Origin of the sequence: Paenibacillus sp. UNC496MF, from assembly GCF_900113915.1 — a bacterium.
In the GTDB taxonomy this organism is placed as follows: Bacteria; Bacillota; Bacilli; order Paenibacillales; family Paenibacillaceae; genus Paenibacillus_Z; species Paenibacillus_Z artemisiicola.
The window spans coordinates 302816-323707 of sequence record NZ_FORE01000012.1 but is presented as its reverse complement, the minus strand read 5'-3'; the positions used below and the strand labels follow the sequence as shown (position 1 = coordinate 323707).

Genomic DNA, 20892 nt, shown 5'->3' with positions numbered 1-20892 from the left:
AGACCGCTTACTTGGACTGCGTCAAATCCTTCACCGCTTCGTCCATGATTTGCTCGCCGGCGATCCTACGGAATAGAGCCAGCTGCTCGTGCTCGGAATTTCGAACACATGTCCGTTCTTCACGGCCGGAATGCCCTGCCATACCGGATCCTTGAGCGAATCCTCGCCCGCGTTCTTGTCGCTGTTCACGAGGAAGACGTAATCCGCGTTCAGCGTCGCGAGCTTCTCGAGGGAGATCGGGTTCCACACGGCTTTGGATCCCTCCGGTAGGTCGCTGAGGAGATTCGGCGGCTTCAACCCGAGATCCTTGTAAAGCATCGCGCCGCTCGATCGCGTCTCGTCGACGAGGTAGAAGTTCTTGGACACGAGCCACAGCACCGCCGCCGTCTTGCCGCCGATAACCGCGGACAGCTTCGCTTGGCTTCCGCCGCTTTCGCGTCGTAATCCTGAAGCGCCTTGGCCGCTTCGTCCTGCTTGCCGAGGAGATCGCCGATCGTCGTCAGCGCCGCGCGCCAGTCCTTGTTGACTTTATCCCCGAGCACGTAGGTCGGCGCGATCTTCGCGTGCTGCTCGTAAAGCCCTTTCTGCACCGCCGACTCCGAGCCGATGATGATGAGGTCCGGCGAGAAGCTGAGCACGGATTCGACCGGCAGATCGTAGGCGATCGTCGGCACGTCCTTCAGCTGCGGCGCCAATCATCCTGAGTGCCGTTCGCGACGGACCACTGCGCGACGGGCTTCTCGCCCAGCGTCACGACCGGATCCTCCAAATACGACGCGAGAATGCGCCGCGGATGCGCCGGAATCGTCACTTGATGCCCCATGCCGTCCGTGACCGTCCGCTCCGGCGCCGCTTCGCCGCCCGCGTTCGCGCTATCGTTGGCGCCGCCGTTCGATTGCCCGGCGTTCGCGCCGTTGTTCGCTTGATTGCCGGCGTTAGCCCCGCCGTTGTTGCCGTTGTTGCCGTTGCCGCATGCCGACAAAACCAGCATGACCGCCAGCAAGCCGGCGAGAAGAACTCCCAATTTCCACCGTTCGAGCGTTGCGGATATTCGATGTTGCCCTCCCGGTTGATGGACAAAGTCCTTTTCTAAATAATAATGAATCTCATTATCAAATTTAGGGGGCAACTATTGAGAGCGGCGCGTTCCGGAAGGCACTTGCCTCCCGCGAACGCGCCGCTGCCGTTCGGACGATGCGCCTTCAGCGAAGGCCCGCGATCGGGAGCAGCGCGCGCAGCGCCGCGGTGATCTCGGCCCCCCGCTCCGGTTCCATGTGGAACTGCGCCGGCGTGTTCTGGAAGAGCGCGATCTCCCATCGGCCTTCCCGCTTCGCCGCGGTCAGCGCATGCTGCGCATTCAGCTTCGGGTCGATGTCGGCCGCGCCGTCCGCCACGAGACCGGAATAGGCGCGAAGGACGGCGGCGTCCGGGGCGATCAGCTTGACGGATGCCACGATGACGCAGTATCGGGGCGTCTTGTGATGCGCGAAGATCGGCGCCAGGTGCGCGAGAATGCCGGCTCTGCCCGACGCCTCGCTGCCGTCGAAACCGATGAGCTCGCCGTCCTCCGCGAACGGAGCCGCCATCGCTTCCGCGCTGCGATCGTTCCAGCCCGCGAGCATCGCCGCGTACAAGCGAACGATTTCGAGCTCGTCCGGCCGCGGCGTTCGGTCATGCGCGGCGCGGCTCTCCGCATATTGTTGAAGGACGTAATCGAATGACGATGCGGACATTTACCTTCCCTCCCGGACTCCATGCGGATTTTGTGTTACGCTGTTCATAACGATTGTAACAAGGAGAGCCGACTATGCCAAATGCAACCTCGCCTCGTCCGCCGGACGAGAAACCGCGCCGGATCCTCTTCACCGGAGGCGGATCGGCGGGACACGTGACCGTCAACCTGGCGCTGATCCCGCTTCTGCAGGACCAAGGCTGGGACGCCGCCTACATGGGTTCCAGCGGCGGCATCGAGAAGCAGCTGATCGCCCGGCTGCGCGATGTCGACTATTATCCGATTTCGACGGGCAAGCTGCGCCGCTACCTCGACGTGCAGAACGTCAAGGACCCGTTCCGCGTCGTGAAAGGCGTGTTTCAGGCGTACCGGACGATCCGGAAGCTGCGCCCCGACGTCGTCTTCTCCAAGGGCGGGTTCGTCTCCGTTCCCGTCGTGCTCGGCGCCTGGCTGAACCGCGTGCCGGTCATCATCCACGAATCCGATCTGACGCCGGGCCTCGCCAACCGGATCGCCAACCCGTTCGCCCGGAAAGTATGCGTCACGTTCGGCGAGACCGCCGCCCATATCAAAGGAGGCAAAGCGGTTCACGTCGGGCCGATCGTCCGCCGCGAGCTGCTGCGCGGCAGCGCCGTGAAGGGGCTGCAGTGGAGCAGGCTGCTTCCCGGCAAGCCGGTGCTGCTCGTCATGGGCGGCAGCCTGGGCTCGAAGCGGATCAACGACGCGATTCGCCGCAACCTGCCGGAGCTCACGAAGACGTTCCAGCTCATCCACCTGTGCGGCAAAGGCGAGCTGGACGACAGATGCGCCAAGGTAAAAGGGTATCGTCAGTACGAGTACGTCCACGACGAGCTGCCCGACCTGCTCGCCTGCTCGGAGCTCGTCGTCTCGCGCGCCGGTTCCAACTCGATCTTCGAATTCCTGGCCCTGCGCAAGCCGATGCTGCTGATCCCGTTGTCCAAGGAGGCAAGCCGCGGCGACCAGATCCTGAACGCGGAGTCGTTCCGCAAAGCCGGCTTCTGCGAAGTGCTGCAGGAGGAAGAACTGACGGACGAAGCGTTCCTTGCCGCCCTCGGCCGGCTGTACGCCGAACGCGACGCCGTCCGCGCGCGCATGCGGCAGCGCGATGCCGGGGACCCCGCGGGCAGCATCGCCGCGCTCATCGCGTCGACGAGCCGGCGCTAACGACCGGGCCCGCGCCAAGACCGGGCGGGAGCAGCGCCGCATCCAAGGATCCGCCGTTTCCGCCTCTCGGGACGGCGGCTTTTTTCGCTCCCGGCGTCCGTCGGCCCCCGTTCCGTCTCGCCGGCGTGCGGCGCGCAAGCCGGACGAGCCGCGCAACATTTTTGCCGGATTGGAAACGGAACCCGTTTACAGCTCTCGGCGGTCTATGGTAATGTGGTGTTGAACTTTATTGCGTAGAAGCGTCTACGTGCGAAAACTTGCGAGGAGTGCATCAGATGGCAGATTTGGCTGAACTGAGAGCGAACATCGACGAAATCGACCGGCAGATGATCGCCTTGCTGGCAGACCGTTTCAAATTTACCGAAGAGGTCGGCGTCTATAAAGAGCGGCACGGCCTGAACGCCCAGGACCCCGACCGCGAAGCGCAGCAGTTTCGGAAGCTCGCGACGTACGCGGAGCAGTGCGGTCTCAATCCGGCGTACGCGGAGAGCGTTTACCGGCATATCATGGATCTCGTCATCGCGCGCCACGTGGAGCTGCGGACGATCAAGAAGTAACGCATCGCCGCGGCGCGGACGACGCGGGCCGTTTCCGAACCTGTTCGGAGGCGGCTTTTTTCATGCCTTGGCAAGCGCCCCGACGAATTGTTGAAAGCGCCGTCATGGTGTATTCTAGTGGCAACGCGACGCGGCGAGCCCTCGCCGCATCCCGCAAGGAGGTCCTGCCGCGCATGAAGCTGACCATCACGTACGAGCACGACGTGCCCATCAACGCGTTCCGCTGGACGCCGCAGGCATACCGGCAGCCGCTCCATGCCCATGCCAGCCTGGAGATCGGGCTTTGCCTGTCGGGCACGGGACGGTTTTATTTCGGGCGCAAGGCGTACCGGGTGAACCGGGGAGACGTATTCCTCGTCAACAACGAGGAGCTGCATATCGCCCAATCCGACCCGGACGACCCGAGCCGCTTCCTCTTCCTGAATTTCGACGGCGCCCTGCTCCTGGCCGAAGACCCCGGCCTGCTGCTGCCGTTCGCCTACCGCTCGTCCCGCTTCCATAACCTGATCCCCGCGGGATCCGCGCTCGCGGAGGCTGTCACCCCGTGGATGCTGGCGGTCGAGCGGGAGCTGCGTGACCGCGAGCCCGGCTGCCTGGCGATGGCCAAGAGCGCCCTGATCCAGCTGTGCGGCCTGCTGCTGCGCCACTATACCCGCGAGCTGTCCGCCGAGCAGCAGCTGTCCGCCGCGCGGTCGGCGAACCAGACGAAGGCGCTCGCGCAGCTGGTCGAGCAGCGCTACCGCGAGCCGATCGGCCTGCGCGACGTGGCGGAGGAGCTCGGCATCAGCATGTCCCGCGCGAGCCGCGTGTTCCGCGAGACCACGGGCCGGCGCTTCGCCGATTACGTCGCGCTGCTGCGCGTGCAGGAAGCCAAGCGGCTGCTCGCCGGCAGCGACCGGCAAGTCGCGCATATCGGCTTCGATTGCGGCTTCCAGAGCCTCGCGACGTTTTACCGCGCCTTCAAGGACGCGACGGGCCTATCGCCGGTCCAGTTCCGCCAGACGTTCGGCCTCGGCGCGCCGGATGCCGCTCCCGCGCGCGCAAATAGTGAGAAGTCCGCGCCGCCTTCCTGAGAAGAACGCCGTCCGCCCATCCCGTACAATGAAAGCATCACGGACAAGAGAGGACGGTCGAAAACATGGCAGGTTGGGATACGCTTCAAGCGCTGGTGAAGGAAGAAGTGAAGCAGCGCGGGGAGGAAGGCTGCGACGTCGCGGGATTCGCGGAGCGCGCGGAAGCGGCGGGCGCGGACGAGGCGGAGCTGATGCAGCTGTACCGGGAGCTGGCGGCGCTGCCGGTCGCGGCGGATTTCCCGTACGACGAGCCGTCGGAGCTCGAGGAGATTCGGGCGAAGCGCCCGAAGGCGGCGGCCCCGGTCGCTTCGCCGACGCATACCGACGCGGAATGGCTGGATAAATTCCAAGGCGCGTGGCTTGGACGCGCCGCGGGCTGCGCGCTCGGCAAGCCGCTGGAATCATGGCCGTTCATGAACGGCTCCGGCGGACGGTCGGGCACCGCGAACGTGAAGCTCTGGTTCGAAGGCGCGGACGCATGGCCGATCGCCGGCTACACGCCGCTGGAGTCGGACGCCGCGCGGCGGTACCCGGACCTCCATATCGCCCAGTGGTGCAAGGCGAGCACGCGCGAGAACATCCGCTTCATGGAAACCGACGACGACATCCGCTACACCGTGCTCGGCCTCGTCATGCTGGAGGAACGCGGCCTCGGCTTCGACTCCTGGGACGTCGGCAAGCTGTGGCACGAGCGGCTCAGCTACGCCCAGGTCTGCACCGCCGAAACCCAGGCGTACCTGAATTTCGCGCAAATCACGTCGCACGTGCGCGGCGGCGAACGCGAAGGGCTGACGCCGGAAGCCAAGGACTGGGTCCGCACGCATCTGAACCCGTACCGGGAATGGATCGGCGCCCAAATCCGCGTCGACGGCTACGCCTACGGCGCGGCGGGGAACCCGGGGTTGGCCGCGGAGCTGGCCTGGCGGGACGCGTCGTTCTCCCACGTCAAGAACGGCATCTACGGCGCCATGTTCTGCGCCGCCATGATCGCCGCCGCGTTCGCGGAGACCGACGTCCGCCGCATCGTCGAGATCGGCCTCGAAGCGATTCCGGCGAGCAGCCGGCTGGCCGCCGACATCAAGCACGCGGTCGCCATCGCCGACGGGACGGACGACCAGGTCGAGCTGACCCGGCGCATCTGGGACGCGTTCTGCCACTACCACCCCGTGCACACCAACAACAACGCGGCGTTGTGCGCGGCGGCGCTCATCCACTCCGGCGGCGACTTCGAGAAGGGGATCGCGACCGCGGTGCTCGGCGGCTGGGACACGGACTGCAACGGCGCGACCGTCGGCTCCGTCCTCGGGGCGATGCTCGGGAGCGACGCCCTGCCGGCCTCGTGGACCGCGCCGCTGAACGACCGGCTGTACGCCGCCGTGAACGGCTTCCATCCGATCGCGATCTCGGCGTGCGCGCGCCGCAGCTACGAGACGTTCCGCAAGCTGCAGGCCGCGTCGGCCGCGAACGTCTGAACCGCAAACAGGGCCGTCATCCCGCGATGACGGCCCTGCTTGTCGTATTCGATCGATCGTGATGCGCGCCCCTCGCCGAAACGGCGATGCGCCCGGCTGCTCCAGGCTCGGCTGCCCTTGCGCTTGCGCCCGGCTATGCGCCCGGCTTGGCTTCCGGCTTCACGTCCGCGGACGGCTTGCCGCCCTTCTCCTTGATCATGCGGTTCTTGCAGGCTTCGCGGATTTCGTCGTGCAGCTGCTTCGCGGTTTTGCCCTCGGTCGAAATGCCGAGCCGCTTGGCCGTGTCCTGCAAACGGGCCAGGCGCTGCGCCTTCTTCGCCGCGATGAACTTGTCCCATTTGGCCGGATTCGCGTCCTTGGCCGCCTTCAATTCTTTCTTCAGTTGCTCGGCCGTCTTGCCTTCCGTGGAAATGCCGAAATATTGCGCGGCTTCCTTCATGAATTCCAGCTTGCGGGCTTCGCGCTCGCCGTGCTTATGGCCATGGCCGTGACCGCCGCCGAAGCGCCAGTGGTCGCGTTCCTGCTCGTGCTGCGCCTGCAGCTGTTCCGACGGCGGCGTCGCCGCCTGCGCGTATACGGACGTCGCGGCCAGCAGCAGCGCCGCCGTGCCGAGCGCAGCGATTTGCTTGCGCCAGGATGGTGTTTTCATCTCAAGTCAGCTCCCTTCGCGGGCCATGGTTCGACCCATTCTGTGGTAGCTTGTCCATCGGCGAACGCTTTTATCCAACAAAACCCAATTTATTTCGACGCTGCATCGCGGTTTCGTCCTACGATTCGAGCCCGGCCAGCTCGGCCAGCAGCGCGTCCTTGTCGAAGTGCTCCCCGATGAACACGGCCACGTCGTGCACGTCCCCCTGCGGCGTGATGCGGATGAACTCCGTTTCGCGGTACGCGAATTGGAACAGGAAGCGGCTGTTCGTGTCGCTGAACGTCACGATGCCTTTCGCCCGGTAGACGTCCTGCGGCAGGCGGTTCAGCAGCGCTTCGAACGCGTAGCTGTCGATCGGCCCGGCCAAATAATGCGTCAGCGTCATGACGTGCGCATGCGAGTCATGCGCGTGCGCCTCATGGACGTGTGACTCGTGCGCGTGCTCGTGCCCGTGCCCATGCCCATGATCGTGCTCGCCGTGCCGGCAGTCCGCCCCGCATACGTGGCTGCCGGCCGCCTCCGCCCGGCCGGCTCCCGCGGCGGCCTCCGGACGCGGCTTCGGATCCGCGCCGTCCGCGAGGTCGAAGATCGCGAGGTCGATCGCGCTGCGGACCGTGACCGTGAGCGGCGCGTACGCATTAAGCCCGCGCACGAGCTGCTGCGCCTCGACGAGCTCCTCCGGCGCCAGCTTGTCCGCCTTGTTCACGATCAGGTCCGTCGCGCAGCGGATCTGCTCCTGCATCAGCTTGAACGTGCGCCCGCCGCGCTTGCCGCGCGCGAGCAGTTCCGGCCCGTCGACGACGGTCGCGATCGTGCGCAAGTCGATGCGCAGGAGCAGCGCCGCTTCCGTCACGGCGTCGATGATCTCCATCGGATTCGCCGCCCCGGTCGATTCGATGAGCACCACGTCCGGCGCGTGCTCGTCGATCAGCGTCTTCAGCTCGAGGCTTAAGTCGCCGCGGATCGTGCAGCAGATGCAGCCCCCGAGCATTTCGGCCATCGGCACCTCGCCGCCGAGCAGCTGCCCGTCCAGATTGACGTCGCCGAGCTCGTTCATGACGACCGCGACGTTGATGTCCTGCGCTTTATAGTAATCGACGACCTGGTTGAGGAGCGTCGTTTTGCCGCTGCCGAGAAAGCCGGACAGCAGGTGCACGGTGACCGCGCGCCCTTGCGGCCCGTTCGCGGCCCGGTTCGGTCCGCCGTCTGTCGTTGCCATTGCGATTCCTCCCGCCTGTAAGCTGGCCTCATTATACCGCTCCCGCCGCGTTTTTAACAGCTTCGCCGAAATCGGTGTTAATTCCGGGCGCGGCCGCATACAGTTCTGGAATGTGGCGGCGTAACGGCGTTCAATGAATGCCGGCGCGCCGCCTTGACCTGGAAGGAGGACGTGGCCAAATGGAGCAACGTGCAATACCGGTGATCGTCTTGAGCGGCTTTCTGGGCAGCGGCAAAACCACTTTGCTGCTCAGGCTGCTGCGGCATGCCCACGCGAGCGGACTGCGCGCATCCGTTCTCATGAACGAAATCGGCGCCGTCGACGTCGACGGCACGCAGGTGAGCCGCGAATCCGCCTACGCCCTGATGGAGCGCATCACGGAGGGCTGCCTCTGCTGCAGCAAGAAGAGCGAGCTCGCGGGCTGCCTCGAGCGGCTCGCGTTGATGCGGCCGGACGTGATCGTCATGGAACTGACGGGCGTCGCGAATCCCGAGGAAATCGTCGAGGCGATGACCGAGCCCGAAGCGATCGGCAAAGTCGCGCTGCACCGCATCGTGACCGTGCTGGATGCCGAGCATGCGCTTGATTATAACAGCATCTTCTCGGCGGACCGGGAGCTGATCCGCACGCTACGGCGTCAGCTCGAGGTGGCCGACGTCATCGTCGCGAACAAGTTCGACCTGATCTCCGACCGCACCGCCGACAAGGTGCGGTCGCTCGCGCGGGACCGCAACCCGGCCGCCGCGTTCGTCGGCGCGGTGCGCTGCGACTTCGATCCCGCCAACGTGTTCGCGGGCATCGCCCCCGCGGGCGAGCTGCGGCCGCCCGGGATTCCGGCCGCGCGGCCGTCCGGCGCCGGCGTCCGGCCGGCCGGGGCTTCCGCGGCCGGAGGCTCGCCGGCGCGCCTCTCGTTCCGGCCGGCCGGCGGCCCGCCGGCGCCGGCATCGCCGCCGGGAGCGGCCGCGGCGCAGGCGCCGGGCAAAGCGGCCGCCGCCGGCCGCGCGGCGGGCACGGCGGCCGTCGCGAGCCCGGCCGGCTCGTTCGCGCGCATCCGGACGACGGCGATCTATCCCGGCGCCGAGACCGCGGGCATCGGCCGGCGCGAATTCGAGGCGTTCGTCGGCGGCCGCGGCAACGGCTGCCTGCGCGCCAAGGGCTACATGCCGTACGGCAAGGACGGGGCCATGATGCTGTTCCAGCTGGCGGGCAAGCGGATGGAATGGTCGCCGAGCACGTACGACGGCGCGCCGTACTTCGTCATGATCGGCATCGACCTGGACGAAGCCAAGATCCGGCAGGAATGGGAGCGGCTCGCGCGCAAATAACGCGGGTCCGTACCGCGTCACAAGCCCCTTTCGCCGCCCGCTTCCCGTTAGCCCGGCAACGCGCCGCGCCCGTTATCGACATTGCGCCGCGGTTGGCCGCGGTCGCTCCCGGGACCCTTCGCCTATCGTCCAAGGCCAGCCGCCGGCTGGCCTTTTCCCCCATGCCGGGACTGCCGCGCCGAATCAATTGCGCGTACGGGGGAGGAAATCGCGGCCGCGCATGGAACTACTTAAAAAAGCTCACATCCAGCGACGCACGAAGGAAGGTAACGCAAGCCATGCCGGTCAATCTCGCTTATTTTCTGTTTTTCTACGCGTTTTTCTACATGGGCAACGCCGTTTACGGCACGTTCATCCCGCTGTACTTCCAGCACGTCGGCTTCACGCAATCGCAAATCGGCACGCTGCTCGGCCTCGGCCCGCTCATCGCGATTCTCGCCCAGCCGATCTGGGGCCTGTTCAGCGACCGCGCGAAAACCAAGAACAGCATCCTGCTCCTGCTGCTCGCCTGCACCGGGCTGTCGGTGCTGCTGTACCCGCTGACGAACCAGTTCGCGCTGCTGCTCGCGTTCATCTGCGTGTTCACGTTTTTCCAATCCTCGATCTTCGCGCTCAGCGACGCCGTGACGCTGGAGGCGCTGGACAAGCGGGGACGGGGCAACTTCAGCCTCATCCGGCTCGGCGGCACGGTCGGCTTCGCGATCATGTCGATCCTCTTCGGGATCATCGCCGATAAGCGGATCGATCTTCTGTTCGGCGTTTATGCCGCGATCATCGCGATCTGCTTCCTCCTCGCGCTGCGGTTCCCCACGATCGAAGGGCATCAGGCCGGGAGCAAAAAAATGTCGGTCCGGGTGCTGTTCAAAAACCGCAAGCTGATGCTCTACATCGGCGCGAACTTCGTCTTCCAGGTCACACTGGGCTATTACTACGCGTTCTTCCCGCTCTACTTCAAGGAAATGGGCGGCGACAGCGCCTGGCTCGGCTGGTCGATGGTCATCTCGTCCCTCAGCGAAGTGCCGTTCCTGCTGCTCTCGAGCCGCATCTTCCAGCGGATCCGGACATGGCATATCCTGCTCGGCGCCGGCGCGGCCGCGGCGCTGCGGTGGTACCTGTTCTCGGCGATCCACGATCCGTTCTGGCTGCTGCCGTCCCAAGCGCTGCACGGCCTGATCTTCATCGTGCTGACCGTGACGCTGGCGAACGTCATCAACAAGGAAGTGCCAAGCGAGCTGAAGGCCAGCGGACAGACGCTGAACGGACTGCTGACCCTCGGCGTCGCGCGCATCATCGGCAGCCTGGTCGGCGGCGTGGCGAGCGAGGCGTATGGCATGCGCAGCGTGTTCCTGTACAATTCGGTGCTCGCCGTCGTCTGCATTATCGTGTTCGCGATCGTCTTCACGGTGCAGCAAAACAAAGAGGCCGCCCTGCTGAAGCGCGGCGTCAAGGCGGGCAGTTGAGGCAGGCGGTCGAGGCAGCGGCTGAAGCAGCCCGCTAAGGCAAGCAGCAGGCAAACTTGCCAAGCTGGCCAAGCCGCGCCCGACGCGCTGTCCGAGCAGCGCGCCCGCCGGGCGTCGCCGTCCGGGCGTGCCCCGCCTAATCCGCCACCAGGCTTAACCCGTCAATAAACGCCAAAAACCTCCGTGCCCCGTTAGGGCGTCCGGAGGTTTTTTGAATGACAACCGCTTGCTTCCGCGCATGCCTTAGCCTCTCAGCCGGCGGTAAAGGACGTACGAATACGCGACCGGAACGAGCGACGTCGCGAGGATGGCCGCCAGGAACAGGACGATCGGCGCCGTCCCTTCGAAGAACGCGGCGACGAGCGCGACGAGGCCGCCGAGCATCATGAGCGGCCCGCCGATCCGATGGGTCTTCCGCCACACTTCCTCGTTCGCGAGCGTCCACGGCGTGCGGATGCCGAACATGTAATTGTGCCGCACCTGCGTCACGTAATTGCCCATGACGGCGAACAGCAAGCCGACGGCCGCGAGGACGATCTTGCGCATGTCGACGTCGTAGCCGAGGTTGTAGGCGACCATCGCCCACCCCGCCGCGCCGAGCAGCAGCGTAATGCCGAAGCGGCTCGCCTCGAACGCCTTGCCGAAGCTTTGGAAGTTCGCCCGCTTCGGATCGAGGCTCCGCCGGATGCGCAGCAACAGCGGCACGAAGCCGAGCAGCGCCAGCACGAGGATGGCCGCGCCTTTGCCCATCGTGCCGTTCACTTCGTTGCCCGGCCCGAAATGCGTCGCCATCGTGTCCGGAAGCCGGTTATACAGCAGCAGCGCGCCGACCGCCGGCGACAGCCCGATCAGCAAATACAGCGCTTCGCGTTTATTTCTCATCGTCATGCCCCTTCCCTTCTTTCCCCAGTATGCCGAACATCCATCCGATCACGTCCTCCACGACGGTCGTATGCAGCGAATAAATGATGTTCTGGCCCTGCCGTTCGTCCAGCACGAGAGCCGCCTGCTTCAACAGATTCAGATGGTGCGAAATGCTGGGCTTGCTGATATGGAAATGGCCGGCCACCTCGCCGGCGCTCATGCTCCGGTCCCGCAGCAGCCGCAGGATTTGCCGCCGGGTCGGGTCGGCCAGCGCCTTGAACGCGTCGTTCAACGGATCGTCCTCCTTCGCGCTTCCTCGCTCGCGCGCGCTTCCAAGCCAAGCGCTTTAATTAAAAATTTAGAACATTATCTAAATATCTAATACCATAGTACCGCCCGCCGGCCGCCGCTGTCAACGGGCATTCGCCCGAACCGGAAGCGGGCGAGCCCGGCGCGCAGTCGGCAAACGCCAAAGAACCGCAGCCCCGTCCGGCGACGGAACTGCGGCCCTTGGCCCCGGCTTAGAAGCCGAAATACGTCTTCGCGTTCGCGTAGCTGACGCCCTGCACGAGCTCCCGCAGCAGCTCGGGATCGTCCGGCGCTTCGCCTTGCTCGACCCACTCGCCGACCAAGTTGCAGAAGATGCGGCGGAAATATTCGTGCCGCGTGTAGGACAGGAAGCTTCGCGAGTCCGTCAGCATGCCGACGAAGCGCGGCAGCAGCCCCATGTTGCCGAGCGACCGCAGCTGCGCCAGCATCCCGTCCTTCGTGTCGTTGAACCACCAGGCGGAGCCGAGCTGGATTTTGCCGGGGATGCCGCCGCCCTGGAAGCTGCCGATGAGCGCCGCCAGCACGTCGTTGTCCGTCGGGTTGATGGAATACAGAATCGTGCGGGGCAGCCGGTCGTGCTCGTCCAGCCGGTCGAGCAGGCGCGCGAGCGGCACCGCCACCGCGCCGTCGCCGATGGAATCGAAGCCCGTGTCCGGCCCGAGCTCCGCGAACCGGCGCGCATTGTTGTTGCGGTGCGCGTTGATGTGGTACTGCATCGCCCAGCCGAGCTCCGCGTAAAGCCGGCCTAGGAACAGCAGCGTGTACGTCTTGTACTTCCGCTCTTCCTCCGGCGTCACCCCGCCGCCGCTCAGCGCCTTCTCGTAGATCAGCGCCGCTTCCTCGTGCGTCGTCTCGGCCCACGGCACGTAATCGAGCGCATGGTCGGACACGCGGCCGCCGACGGCATGGAAGTACCGCGCCCGCGACTCCAGCGCGTGCAGCAGATCGTCGTAGGACGACAGCTTGCGCCCCGCCGCCTCGCCGAGCTTCTCGAGGTAGCCGAGGAACGCCGGGCGGTTGATCTCGAGCGCCTTGTCCGGGCGGAAGGAAGGCAGCACGCGGAAGCCGAGCTCCGGCGCCTGCGCCGCGAGCAGGACGTGATGCTCCAGCGAATCCGCCGGATCGTCCGTCGTGCAGATGACCTCGACGCCCGCGCCGCGGATGAGATCCTGCACGGAGAAGCCGCCGCCCCGCAGCTTGGCGTTCGCCTTCTCCCAGATGACCGGGGCGTTCCGTTCGTTGATCAGCTCGTCGATGCCGAACAGGCGCCGCAGCTCCAGATGCGACCAATGGTACAGCGGATTGCCGAGCGTCATCGGCACGGTGCGGGCATAAGCCAGGAACCGGTCGTAATCGCCGACGCCTTCGCCGCCGGTGATGTATTTCTCCTCCACGCCGTTCGCGCGCATCGCCCGCCATTTGTAATGGTCGCCGTAGAGCCAGACCTCCGTCAGGTTGTCGTAGCGGCGGTTCTCGTAGATCTCCTGCTGGCTCAGGTGGCAGTGGTAATCGATGATCGGCATGGCGGCCGCGTAGTCGCGGTACAGCCGTTTGGCGGTTTCGGTTTGCAGCAAAAAGTCATCGTCCATAAACGCTTTCATAAACAGGCGGACACCGTCCTTTATGAGGGATTCCCTTCCAGCATAGCGCAACATTTGCGCGGAAGCGCGGCTTTTCTTGCCGAATCCGTTCCGCTTTCGCTTATCTTGCGCTACAATCGAGTTAACCAGATCGGAGGCGGAGCCATGAAGCTCATCCCGGACAAGCCGTTCACGTACGGCGACGAAGACGGCGACTTCTACATCCAGCAGGTTCGCCGGACGAAGCCGTTCGGGCGGACGAATCACGATCATCCCACGTATGAAATCTATTATTTGGCCGCGGGCGAACGGGTCCACTTCCTCGACCGGCGGACCGTCCGGCTGACGGCCGGCGACCTTGTGCTCGTCAACAAGCACGTCGTCCATAACGCGTCGGATCTCGGCCCGCCGGAGCATGAGCGGATCGTCGTCAATTTCAGCGACGCCTTCCTCGGCGCGGGCCACCCGCTTCACGATCCGCTGCTGCTCGCGCCGTTCGCGCGGCAGGCCGCCGTGCTGCGGCTGGGCGCGCAGGAACGCGCCTTCGCGGAGCAGCTGTTCGCCAAAATGGTCGCGGAAGCCGCGCACGAACGCCCCGGCCGCGAGGTGTACCTCCGGCTGCTGCTCGCCGAGCTGCTGCTGCTCGCCGCCCGGCATCCCGCGGACGAGCCGAAGGACGTGGCCGCCGCGCAAAGCCCGCTCCAGCGGAAGATCGCCGAGGTCGTCGCGCACGTGAACGCCAGCTACGAGACGAAGCTGACGCTCGCCGGGCTCGCCGGGCGGTTCTTCGTCAGCCCGTATTACCTGAGCCGGTCCTTCCGGGCGGTGACCGGCTTCACGCTCATCGAATACGTGAACCTGACGCGCATCCGCGAAGCCCGGCGGCTCCTTCGGGAGACGGACCTCAAAATCATCGCGGTCGCCGAGCGGACCGGCTTCGATAGCGCCGGCCATTTCGACCGCGTGTTCAAGAAGCTGACGGGCACGACGCCGCACCTGTACCGGAAGCTGAACCGGCTGTAGGCCGAAGGGGCATCGGCAAGGGAGCGGCGCGGTTCATTGATGTCAGATTAGATGACATTGGAACTAGCCAAGGGGAACGGATTGCGCTATACTGCTTACAAAAGCCAATCGAAAACGAGGTGCGTCTCCCGTGAATCCGCGTCTGCTCGTCATCGTCAGCCTCTTCTTCATCGGCTACGGCATCATCGATATCCTGTTCGTAAACTCCCTGCTCGGCGTCCTGCTCCTGCTGGTCGGCGCCTGGATGAACTTCGGTGCCTACAAGAAGCGCAAGGCCGCCCGGGCGGCGAAGGAATAACGCCGCGCCAGCGAGCGCGAATAAAGAAGCAGCCTCCGTCATCGGGGGCTGCTTCTTTCGGCTTCGGCGCGCGTCTCGCTCCGCCCGTCCGCGCGCCGTTATTGCAGCAGCCGCAGCATCTGCACGACCGGCCGCCCGTCGCCGGACAACCGGATTTCCCGGCTGCGCAGCTGGGACGAGCCGTCGCCGTCGAGGAAGATGCCGCCCGCGAGCCGGCCCGCTCCGACGGTCTCGACGATCGCGGAGCGGAACTCGGCCAGCGTGCCCTTCGTCGTGCTGACGACGAGGTACAGCGTGCCGGCGTCGTCGTACACCGCCGCCGAACGAAGCCGGGCGTCGTCGATATTCGGCGCCCGCTCGGCCTCCGCCCGCGCCCGCCATTCGCCGTCCCGGCCCAGGCTCATGCCGATGCCGCCCTGGGCCCAGAAGCGGGAGCGGTCGCTGACGCGAAGCTCCGCCATGCGGCCGACGGTCTGCACGCTCAGCCGATCGGCCGCGCCGTCCCAGACGAGCGTGCCGCGGGCGTATTTGGCGTTGACGTCGCCCGCGCCGTAGCTGCCCGGCGCCGCGTTGACGGGCACGCCGTCGGCGACCGCGATGCTGAGCAGCGCCTCCTCGTAGAAGAACCCGCCGTTCACGCCGTAATACGGGCCGGCCGCCACGTTGGCATGGACCGCGGCCGGGCGGACGTTGCCCGGCCGCGTCGCCATGTAATGCAGCGCCATGCCGTTCGAGGCGGCCGCCTCGCCGTAAGCATAGCCGCGCGGCATGTTCGTTTCGTCGTCCTTCGGCTGCCCGCCGAACGGGGCGATGAACAGGAACAGCGCGGCCCCGAGCAGGAAAGCAAGCGCCAGTCCGCCGCAGAGCAGCGGCAGAAGCAGCGCTTGGCGATTCTTGCGGGCGGGCTCGAGGCCCTGGCCGCTGCCGGTGCCGGCGCCGGTCGTCCCATCACGGAGGCCGTCGTTCATGCCATCCGCTTAAACCGGCGCCGACAAATGCCAGCACACGCCCGCGGGATCGATCAGGTGCAGCTCGCGCTTGCCCCACGGATACGCCTGCGGCGCCTTCGCCCGCATCGGATAGTCCCCGCTCCGCTGCAGCCCGTCGATGCGCGCCCACCACGCGTCCAGATCGTCGACCGCCAGCTCCAGCATGTAATTCTCTTGAAACGCCTGATCATGAAAGTTCTGCAGGAAAAACTCCTGGTCCCCGATCCGGTAGACGGCGAGCGATTCGTCGCCGTACCGCTTCTCGAAGCCCAGCGCCTCGAAGAAGCGCTGCGCGAGCCCGAAGTCGGCGCCCGACGGCACGAACGGCCGCAGCTTGAACGCGCTCACGGCGCCACCTCCTCGCGGGACGCCCACAAACCGGCGAACCAGTCGAACGACAGCTCGCCCGAAATCTCGTGGTCGCCCTCGAAGCGGTCGTACGCGAGGGCCGGACCGGCGCCCAGCAGCGCGTACGCCGCCTTCAGCTTGCCGTGCGCCTCGTCGACGGCGCGCAGCGGGAAGATCGGATCCCGCGAGCCCGCTTCGATCAAGAGCGGCCGCGGCGCGATCAGCGCGAGCAAGTCGGGCATCTCCGCGAGCCGCGCCAGCCCCGGCACGAAATTATCGATGCAGTGCGGGATGGCCAGGATGCTTGCTTGAAACGTATTGGCGTAGCCGCTGACGACGACGGCTCCGAACCGCTCGTCGATCGCCGCCGCGAACGAAGCGACCAGTCCGCCGCCGGAGATGCCCATGGCGCCGATCCGCGCCGGGTCGACGTCGCCGCGCGCCAAGACGTAGTCCAAGCACCGCAGCGTCTCGTATACGCGATGGCCCGCCATCGTCTGCCCCAGCATGAGCAGGTTCGTGGACAGCCGGTGGCATGAGTCGCCCCGGTCGGCGTCCTCGGCGAGCTTGCGGTCGCCGAAGCCGAGCAGCTCCGGCACGACGACGAGATGGCCGCGGCGGACGAGCTCGACCGCGAAATTCTTCTGGTAGCCGGGATCCCCGGTCTTCGCCGTGCCGTCGGGATTCAGCCCGACGAGGTCGCGGCTCCCGTACCCGTGGCCGTGCAGCGCGATGACCGCCCCCCGCTCCCGGCGATACGCCTTCGGCTTCAGCACGTACATCGGCATCGCGAGATTGCCGTACGTGGCGATGCCGATTCGCTCGCGCGTGTAATCGCCGCAATCCGCGGCTTCAAGCAGGACCGGCGCCGGTTCGCGCCGGTTCGCCGGCTCGGCCAGCAGCTCCGCGAACTTGGCGCGCAGCCGCGCCTGCCACCCCCGCCACTCCTCCGTCGTCCGGGCCTCGAATGCCTCGGCCGGCCGGACATCGTCCAGCAGTTGCTTCAAATAATCGTCCGGATACCACATGTCCCGTCTCCTCCTCTGCCTTTGAAAACGCTGTAACGCGCTCAGAACCTTGTTCGCCTCCGGCCGCCGATCTCCTTCCGTGCCGCAAAATAAAACGACCCGTCCCGGACGCATTGCGCGCGCCGGAACGGGCCGTGATGATTCCACCCTGTTTATCCTATCCTATTTACCGAGCCTATTTGAGACGAGCCTATCCCATCCTATCCGAGCTTACCCGACCCAAAACCCGCTTATTTCACGGTCTTGTTGTACGTGTCGATCTTCTCCGTGATGGCCTTCGCCGCGTCGTCGAGCGCCTTCTTCGGATCCTTCTGGCCGCCGAACGCTTCTTCGATCGCGCCTTCCACCGTTTGGCGCGCTTCCGGGAATACGCCCATGACCGCGCCTTGCGTCGCCGGGATCAGCTTCGTGGCGTGCAGCTGGTCGACGGCCGTTTGGAATTGCGGGTACGCCGCCATGTTGTCCTTGACGATTTGCTCGTCGTACGCCTTCTTCGTGATCGGGAAGTAGCCCGTGTTGATGTGCCATTTCGCTTGCGTGTCCGGCTGCGCCAGGAACTTGATGAACTCCCAAGCGGCTTTTTGCTCTTCGGCCGGCTTGTTGTTCATGATCCACAGGCTCGCGCCGCCGACGACGACGCCGCCTTCCGTCGCGCCGTCCGGCTTCGGCAGGAACGACGTGCCGACTTCGAACTTGCCTTTCGCGCCGTCGACGATGCCGCGCAGCGAGGCCGTGGAATCGAGCGTCATGCCGATTTGGCCCGCCAGGAACGCCTTCTTCGTGTCGTCCGTCTTGCGGCCGAGGTTCAGCGCGACCTTGCTGTCGATCAGATCCTTCCACCAGGACAGCGTCTTCACGCCCGCGTCGCTCGCCACGAGCGATTCGGTCGCCGTGTCCGTGCGGCCGTTGCCGTTATTGACGTATTCCGCCCCTTGGTTCGCGAAGAACTGCTCCATGAACCAGCCGTAGATGGCGAACGAAGCGCCCGTCTTGCCGTCCTTCGTCAGCGCTTTGGCGGCGTTCTTCACTTCTTCGTACGTCTTCGGCGGGTTCTCCGGATCGAGGCCGGCCGCTTTGAACATGTCCTTGTTGTAGTAGAGGATCGGGTTCGACGTGTTGAACGGCATGGAGTACAGCTTGTCGTTGAACGTATAGTAGCCGAGAATGTTCTCTTCCAAGTTCGACACGTCGTAGTTCTCCGCGTCGATGAAGTCTTGGACCGGCGTGATGGCTTTCGAGTCGACCATGAATTTGGAGCCGATTTCGTAGACTTGGATCAGCGACGGGCCCGACTTGGAATCGAGGGACGCTTTCATCTTGTTCAGGCTGTCGTCGTACGTGCCTTGGTAGACGGCTTCGACTTTAATGTCGGGATGCGATGCGTTGAAATCGGACACGAGCTGGTTGACCGCGTCGCCGAGCTCGCCGCTCATGGAATGCCACCACGTAACCTTGATCGGCTCCTTCTGCTGGTTCGCGGACGCGTTGGCGTTCGCGCCGTTCGCCGCGCCGTCCGTGCCGGCCGCGGCGTTCGCGTTCGTTTGGTTCGCGGCGTTCGTCTGGTTGGCCGTATTCGCGTTCGCGTTATTGCCGGCATTGTTGCTGCCGCAGGCGGCCAGCACGGCCATCAGGCCGGCCATTGCCAGCGGTACCCCCGCTTGTTTCCATGCTTTCATTCTCGTTTCTCACTCCCGTAGTTTACTTTTTATATGGATGCACGTCCGAAGACGATTCCCCCGATGAAAGAACGCTTGAGGCCGGTCGGCCTCAGCCTTTGACGGCGCCGGCGGTCAAGCCGCGCACGAGCTGCTTCAAGCCCAGCACGAGCAGCAGCAGCGACGGCAGCAGCACGAGCGTGACGCCCGCGAGCACCAGGTTCCACACGGTGACTTCCTGGAACTGCAGCATGCTGATGCCGATCTGCACCGTCCGCTTCGCGTCGCTGTTCGTGATCAGCAGCGGCCACAGGTACATGTTCCACGCGCCGAGGAAGGCGTAGACCGACAGGGAGGCCAGCGCCGGACGCGACAGCGGCAGCACGACGATCAGAAAATGCCGGACGTGGCCGCAGCCGTCGATCCGCGCCGCCTCGAACAGCTCGCGGGGCAGCTGCATGAAAAACTGCCGCAGCAGAAACACGCCGAAGCCGGAAGCGACGAAGGGGATGATCAGCCCCTGGTACGTATCGAGCCAGCCCCAGGATTTGATCGTGAGGTAGTTCGGAATGATCGTCACTTCCCAAGGAATCATCATCGTCGAGACGAAGGCCGCGAACCAGAACGACCGGCCGCGGAACGCCACGTAGACGAACGCGTAGGCCGCCATGCTGGCGGTCAGGACCTGACCGATCATGACGAGCACCGAGATGCCGAAGCTGTTGAGCAGGAACGTGTCGAGCGGCACGAGCTCCAGCACCTTTTGGAAGCTGCCGAGGTACAGATGGGACGGGAACATTTTCGGCGGATATTGCGCCGATTCGTCCGACGTCATGAACGAAGCGAGCACGGTATACACGACGGGATACACCACGGCGATGGCGAGAACGATCAAAATCGCGTACTGCGCCAGGCGGCGAAGCATCCGGGGAGCCAGCGTCATCGTCGTCAATGGTAGTGCACCTTCCTCTCGAAGCGGAATTGCAGGAACGTCAGCAGCATGATGATGGCGAAGAGCACCAGCGACATCGCGCTGCCCGTGCCGAACTGGTAATTGATGAACGCTTCCTTGTAGATCGAGTAGACGAACACTTCCGTGGAGCCCGCCGGGCCGCCCTTGGTCAGGATGTTCATCTGGCCGAAGGACTGGAACGCGCTCATCACGGACACGACGGACAGGAAGAACAGCGTCGGCGACACGAGCGGCATGATGATCTGGAAGAACGTGCGGAACGGGCCGGACCCGTCGATGCGCGCGCTGTCGAAGATATCGTCGGCGATGCCCTGCAGGCCGCTCAGCAGCACGATATACTGAAAGCCGGAATTCATCCATACGGTCATGATCGAGACGGAGACGAGCGCCCAGGCCGGATCGGTCAGCCACTGCACCGGAGAAAGGCCGATTTTCGTCAGAAAATAGTTCAGCGTGCCGGTCGTCGGGTGGAACAGCATCATCCAGATGACGGAGGACGTGCTGACCGAGAGCGCCACCGGCAAGGAGAACACGAACCGGAACGCGCGCATCCCGCGCAGCTTGCCGAAGGTCAGCGCCGCGAGCAGCAGCGCCAGCAGGAGGCCGGTCGGCACCGTCAGCGCCGTGAATTTCAGCGTGACGAGCAGGCTGTTCCAGAAGGCGTCCGAGCGGAACAGCGAGCCGAAATTATCCAGTCCGACGAAGGCGGCCACCCGGCCGCGCGGATCCGTCAGAAAGAAGCTCAAGTAGATCGATTTCAGGAGCGGATAAAACAAAAAGATCGCGAACAGCACCAGCGACGGCGAGATGAACAAGTAGCCGACCGCGTTTTCTTTCGCCATGGCCGAGAACAGGCGCCCCGCCCGGCGCGTTCGGACGTCCGGGCGCGCGGCCACAAGACCCGCTTCCGTCGAATTCATCAACCATCCACCCTTTCAACTGTATTTCCCCTGATTAGGATAAGCCCCCCGTATTAGAACGGTGTTTTCCGAATTTAAAGAATTAGTAACCCAAAACCGCTATGGATGGAATGTGGCAAATAAAATGCAAACGTTCATGAAAATTTGAACAATGCGCTTTCATTTCAAATGCGCCGGTTCTTCTAGCAGCCTAAATAAACGCAAAAAAGCAG

Annotated in this window: 23 protein-coding genes; 8 read left to right on the top strand and 15 right to left on the bottom strand. The window is 64.9% G+C overall.

All coding sequences use genetic code 11. The features are described 5' to 3' along the window. Window positions 1-30 precede the first annotated feature (30 nt). From BMZ79_RS35265 to BMZ79_RS22855, 4 genes are all read right to left on the bottom strand, one after another. Window positions 31-366, bottom strand: a complete 336-nt coding sequence (locus BMZ79_RS35265) for an ABC transporter substrate-binding protein (RefSeq protein WP_256253023.1) — start codon at window positions 364-366, stop codon at window positions 31-33. After that, a complete protein-coding gene (locus BMZ79_RS35260; RefSeq protein ID WP_256253022.1) occupies window positions 294-695 on the bottom strand; it encodes an ABC transporter substrate-binding protein in 402 nt (133 codons plus the stop codon). Before BMZ79_RS35260 ends, BMZ79_RS35265 begins: the two co-directional genes overlap by 73 nt. Beyond that, entirely contained in the window at window positions 680-991 is a 312-nt protein-coding gene (locus tag BMZ79_RS35255; RefSeq protein WP_256253021.1) for a hypothetical protein, read from the bottom strand. Before BMZ79_RS35255 ends, BMZ79_RS35260 begins: the two co-directional genes overlap by 16 nt. A gap of 211 nt (window positions 992-1202) precedes the next feature. Further along, the gene (locus tag BMZ79_RS22855) at window positions 1203-1733 is read right to left on the bottom strand and encodes an SgcJ/EcaC family oxidoreductase (protein ID WP_090644291.1); all 531 of its coding nucleotides are present in this window, start codon (window positions 1731-1733) and stop codon (window positions 1203-1205) included. Between the two features lie 74 nt (window positions 1734-1807). Between BMZ79_RS22855 and BMZ79_RS22850 the strand changes: the two genes are divergently transcribed. From BMZ79_RS22850 to BMZ79_RS22835, 4 genes are all read left to right on the top strand, one after another. Next, a complete protein-coding gene (locus tag BMZ79_RS22850; RefSeq protein WP_090644289.1) occupies window positions 1808-2917 on the top strand; it encodes an undecaprenyldiphospho-muramoylpentapeptide beta-N-acetylglucosaminyltransferase in 1110 nt (369 codons plus the stop codon). A 275-nt stretch (window positions 2918-3192) separates the two neighbouring features. After that, the gene (locus tag BMZ79_RS22845; RefSeq protein ID WP_090644287.1) at window positions 3193-3474 is read left to right on the top strand and encodes a chorismate mutase; all 282 of its coding nucleotides are present in this window, start codon (window positions 3193-3195) and stop codon (window positions 3472-3474) included. A 173-nt stretch (window positions 3475-3647) separates the two neighbouring features. Continuing rightward, a complete protein-coding gene (locus BMZ79_RS22840) occupies window positions 3648-4547 on the top strand; it encodes a helix-turn-helix domain-containing protein (RefSeq protein ID WP_090644285.1) in 900 nt (299 codons plus the stop codon). 65 nt (window positions 4548-4612) lie between these two features. Further along, window positions 4613-6019 (top strand): ADP-ribosylglycohydrolase family protein, encoded by a 1407-nt coding sequence (locus tag BMZ79_RS22835; RefSeq protein WP_090644283.1) that lies wholly within the window; start codon window positions 4613-4615, stop codon window positions 6017-6019. Window positions 6020-6152: 133 nt separating this feature from the next. Here the strand turns inward: BMZ79_RS22835 and BMZ79_RS22830 are convergent, their stop codons facing one another. Continuing rightward, entirely contained in the window at window positions 6153-6668 is a 516-nt protein-coding gene (locus tag BMZ79_RS22830; protein WP_090644281.1) for a hypothetical protein, read from the bottom strand. Window positions 6669-6786: 118 nt separating this feature from the next. Then, window positions 6787-7887 (bottom strand): CobW family GTP-binding protein, encoded by a 1101-nt coding sequence (locus BMZ79_RS22825; protein ID WP_090644278.1) that lies wholly within the window; start codon window positions 7885-7887, stop codon window positions 6787-6789. Window positions 7888-8066: 179 nt separating this feature from the next. Between BMZ79_RS22825 and BMZ79_RS22820 the strand changes: the two genes are divergently transcribed. Both BMZ79_RS22820 and BMZ79_RS22815 read left to right on the top strand, forming a co-directional pair. Further along, window positions 8067-9212 (top strand): CobW family GTP-binding protein, encoded by a 1146-nt coding sequence (locus BMZ79_RS22820; RefSeq protein ID WP_177222280.1) that lies wholly within the window; start codon window positions 8067-8069, stop codon window positions 9210-9212. A gap of 278 nt (window positions 9213-9490) precedes the next feature. Further along, the gene (locus tag BMZ79_RS22815; protein WP_090644273.1) at window positions 9491-10672 is read left to right on the top strand and encodes an MFS transporter; all 1182 of its coding nucleotides are present in this window, start codon (window positions 9491-9493) and stop codon (window positions 10670-10672) included. A gap of 243 nt (window positions 10673-10915) precedes the next feature. Here BMZ79_RS22815 and BMZ79_RS22810 read toward each other — a convergent pair whose 3' ends face one another. From BMZ79_RS22810 to uxaC, 3 genes are all read right to left on the bottom strand, one after another. Further along, window positions 10916-11554: an SdpI family protein gene (locus tag BMZ79_RS22810; RefSeq protein ID WP_371263773.1), complete on the bottom strand. Its 639-nt coding sequence runs from the start codon at window positions 11552-11554 to the stop codon at window positions 10916-10918. Continuing rightward, window positions 11544-11828: an autorepressor SdpR family transcription factor gene (locus tag BMZ79_RS22805; RefSeq protein ID WP_090644268.1), complete on the bottom strand. Its 285-nt coding sequence runs from the start codon at window positions 11826-11828 to the stop codon at window positions 11544-11546. Before BMZ79_RS22805 ends, BMZ79_RS22810 begins: the two co-directional genes overlap by 11 nt. 229 nt (window positions 11829-12057) lie before the next feature. After that, entirely contained in the window at window positions 12058-13467 is a 1410-nt protein-coding gene (gene uxaC, locus BMZ79_RS22800; RefSeq protein ID WP_090644265.1) for a glucuronate isomerase, read from the bottom strand. 144 nt (window positions 13468-13611) lie between these two features. Between uxaC and BMZ79_RS22795 the strand changes: the two genes are divergently transcribed. Then, window positions 13612-14469, top strand: a complete 858-nt coding sequence (locus BMZ79_RS22795; protein WP_090644263.1) for a helix-turn-helix transcriptional regulator — start codon at window positions 13612-13614, stop codon at window positions 14467-14469. Window positions 14470-14599: 130 nt separating this feature from the next. Then, entirely contained in the window at window positions 14600-14767 is a 168-nt protein-coding gene (locus tag BMZ79_RS34405) for a hypothetical protein (RefSeq protein ID WP_177222279.1), read from the top strand. A 98-nt stretch (window positions 14768-14865) separates the two neighbouring features. Here BMZ79_RS34405 and BMZ79_RS22790 read toward each other — a convergent pair whose 3' ends face one another. The 6 genes from BMZ79_RS22790 to BMZ79_RS22765 form a co-directional block, all read right to left on the bottom strand. After that, window positions 14866-15735 (bottom strand): hypothetical protein, encoded by an 870-nt coding sequence (locus BMZ79_RS22790; protein ID WP_090644260.1) that lies wholly within the window; start codon window positions 15733-15735, stop codon window positions 14866-14868. 9 nt (window positions 15736-15744) lie between these two features. Then, window positions 15745-16104: a VOC family protein gene (locus BMZ79_RS22785; protein ID WP_090644258.1), complete on the bottom strand. Its 360-nt coding sequence runs from the start codon at window positions 16102-16104 to the stop codon at window positions 15745-15747. Beyond that, window positions 16101-17132, bottom strand: coding sequence for an alpha/beta hydrolase family protein (locus BMZ79_RS22780; RefSeq protein ID WP_090644255.1), 1032 nt, complete (start codon window positions 17130-17132; stop codon window positions 16101-16103). The genes BMZ79_RS22785 and BMZ79_RS22780 overlap by 4 nt, the downstream gene beginning before the upstream one ends. Before the next feature lie 230 nt (window positions 17133-17362). Beyond that, entirely contained in the window at window positions 17363-18808 is a 1446-nt protein-coding gene (locus tag BMZ79_RS22775) for an ABC transporter substrate-binding protein (RefSeq protein WP_090644253.1), read from the bottom strand. A 91-nt stretch (window positions 18809-18899) separates the two neighbouring features. After that, window positions 18900-19712, bottom strand: coding sequence for a carbohydrate ABC transporter permease (locus BMZ79_RS22770; RefSeq protein WP_090644460.1), 813 nt, complete (start codon window positions 19710-19712; stop codon window positions 18900-18902). 23 nt (window positions 19713-19735) lie between these two features. Next, window positions 19736-20680, bottom strand: a complete 945-nt coding sequence (locus tag BMZ79_RS22765; protein ID WP_090644251.1) for a carbohydrate ABC transporter permease — start codon at window positions 20678-20680, stop codon at window positions 19736-19738. Between the last annotated feature and the right edge of the window lie 212 nt (window positions 20681-20892).

Bases quoted from the DNA above. Each gene is read 5' to 3' on its own strand.
- BMZ79_RS35255 (WP_256253021.1), bottom strand. From the start codon at position 991: ATGCTGGTTTTGTCGGCATGCGGCAACGGCAACAACGGCAACAACGGC.
- BMZ79_RS22855 (WP_090644291.1), bottom strand. From the start codon at position 1,733: ATGTCCGCATCGTCATTCGATTACGTCCTTCAACAATATGCGGAGAGC.
- BMZ79_RS22850 (WP_090644289.1), top strand. From the start codon at position 1,808: ATGCCAAATGCAACCTCGCCTCGTCCGCCGGACGAGAAACCGCGCCGG.
- BMZ79_RS22845 (WP_090644287.1), top strand. From the start codon at position 3,193: ATGGCAGATTTGGCTGAACTGAGAGCGAACATCGACGAAATCGACCGG.
- BMZ79_RS22840 (WP_090644285.1), top strand. From the start codon at position 3,648: ATGAAGCTGACCATCACGTACGAGCACGACGTGCCCATCAACGCGTTC.
- BMZ79_RS22835 (WP_090644283.1), top strand. From the start codon at position 4,613: ATGGCAGGTTGGGATACGCTTCAAGCGCTGGTGAAGGAAGAAGTGAAG.
- BMZ79_RS22830 (WP_090644281.1), bottom strand. From the start codon at position 6,668: ATGAAAACACCATCCTGGCGCAAGCAAATCGCTGCGCTCGGCACGGCG.
- BMZ79_RS22825 (WP_090644278.1), bottom strand. From the start codon at position 7,887: ATGGCAACGACAGACGGCGGACCGAACCGGGCCGCGAACGGGCCGCAA.
- BMZ79_RS22820 (WP_177222280.1), top strand. From the start codon at position 8,067: ATGGAGCAACGTGCAATACCGGTGATCGTCTTGAGCGGCTTTCTGGGC.
- BMZ79_RS22815 (WP_090644273.1), top strand. From the start codon at position 9,491: ATGCCGGTCAATCTCGCTTATTTTCTGTTTTTCTACGCGTTTTTCTAC.
- BMZ79_RS22810 (WP_371263773.1), bottom strand. From the start codon at position 11,554: ATGAGAAATAAACGCGAAGCGCTGTATTTGCTGATCGGGCTGTCGCCG.
- uxaC (WP_090644265.1), bottom strand. From the start codon at position 13,467: ATGAAAGCGTTTATGGACGATGACTTTTTGCTGCAAACCGAAACCGCC.
- BMZ79_RS22795 (WP_090644263.1), top strand. From the start codon at position 13,612: ATGAAGCTCATCCCGGACAAGCCGTTCACGTACGGCGACGAAGACGGC.
- BMZ79_RS22790 (WP_090644260.1), bottom strand. From the start codon at position 15,735: ATGAACGACGGCCTCCGTGATGGGACGACCGGCGCCGGCACCGGCAGC.
- BMZ79_RS22780 (WP_090644255.1), bottom strand. From the start codon at position 17,132: ATGTGGTATCCGGACGATTATTTGAAGCAACTGCTGGACGATGTCCGG.
- BMZ79_RS22775 (WP_090644253.1), bottom strand. From the start codon at position 18,808: ATGAAAGCATGGAAACAAGCGGGGGTACCGCTGGCAATGGCCGGCCTG.
- BMZ79_RS22770 (WP_090644460.1), bottom strand. From the start codon at position 19,712: ATGCTTCGCCGCCTGGCGCAGTACGCGATTTTGATCGTTCTCGCCATC.
- BMZ79_RS22765 (WP_090644251.1), bottom strand. From the start codon at position 20,680: ATGAATTCGACGGAAGCGGGTCTTGTGGCCGCGCGCCCGGACGTCCGA.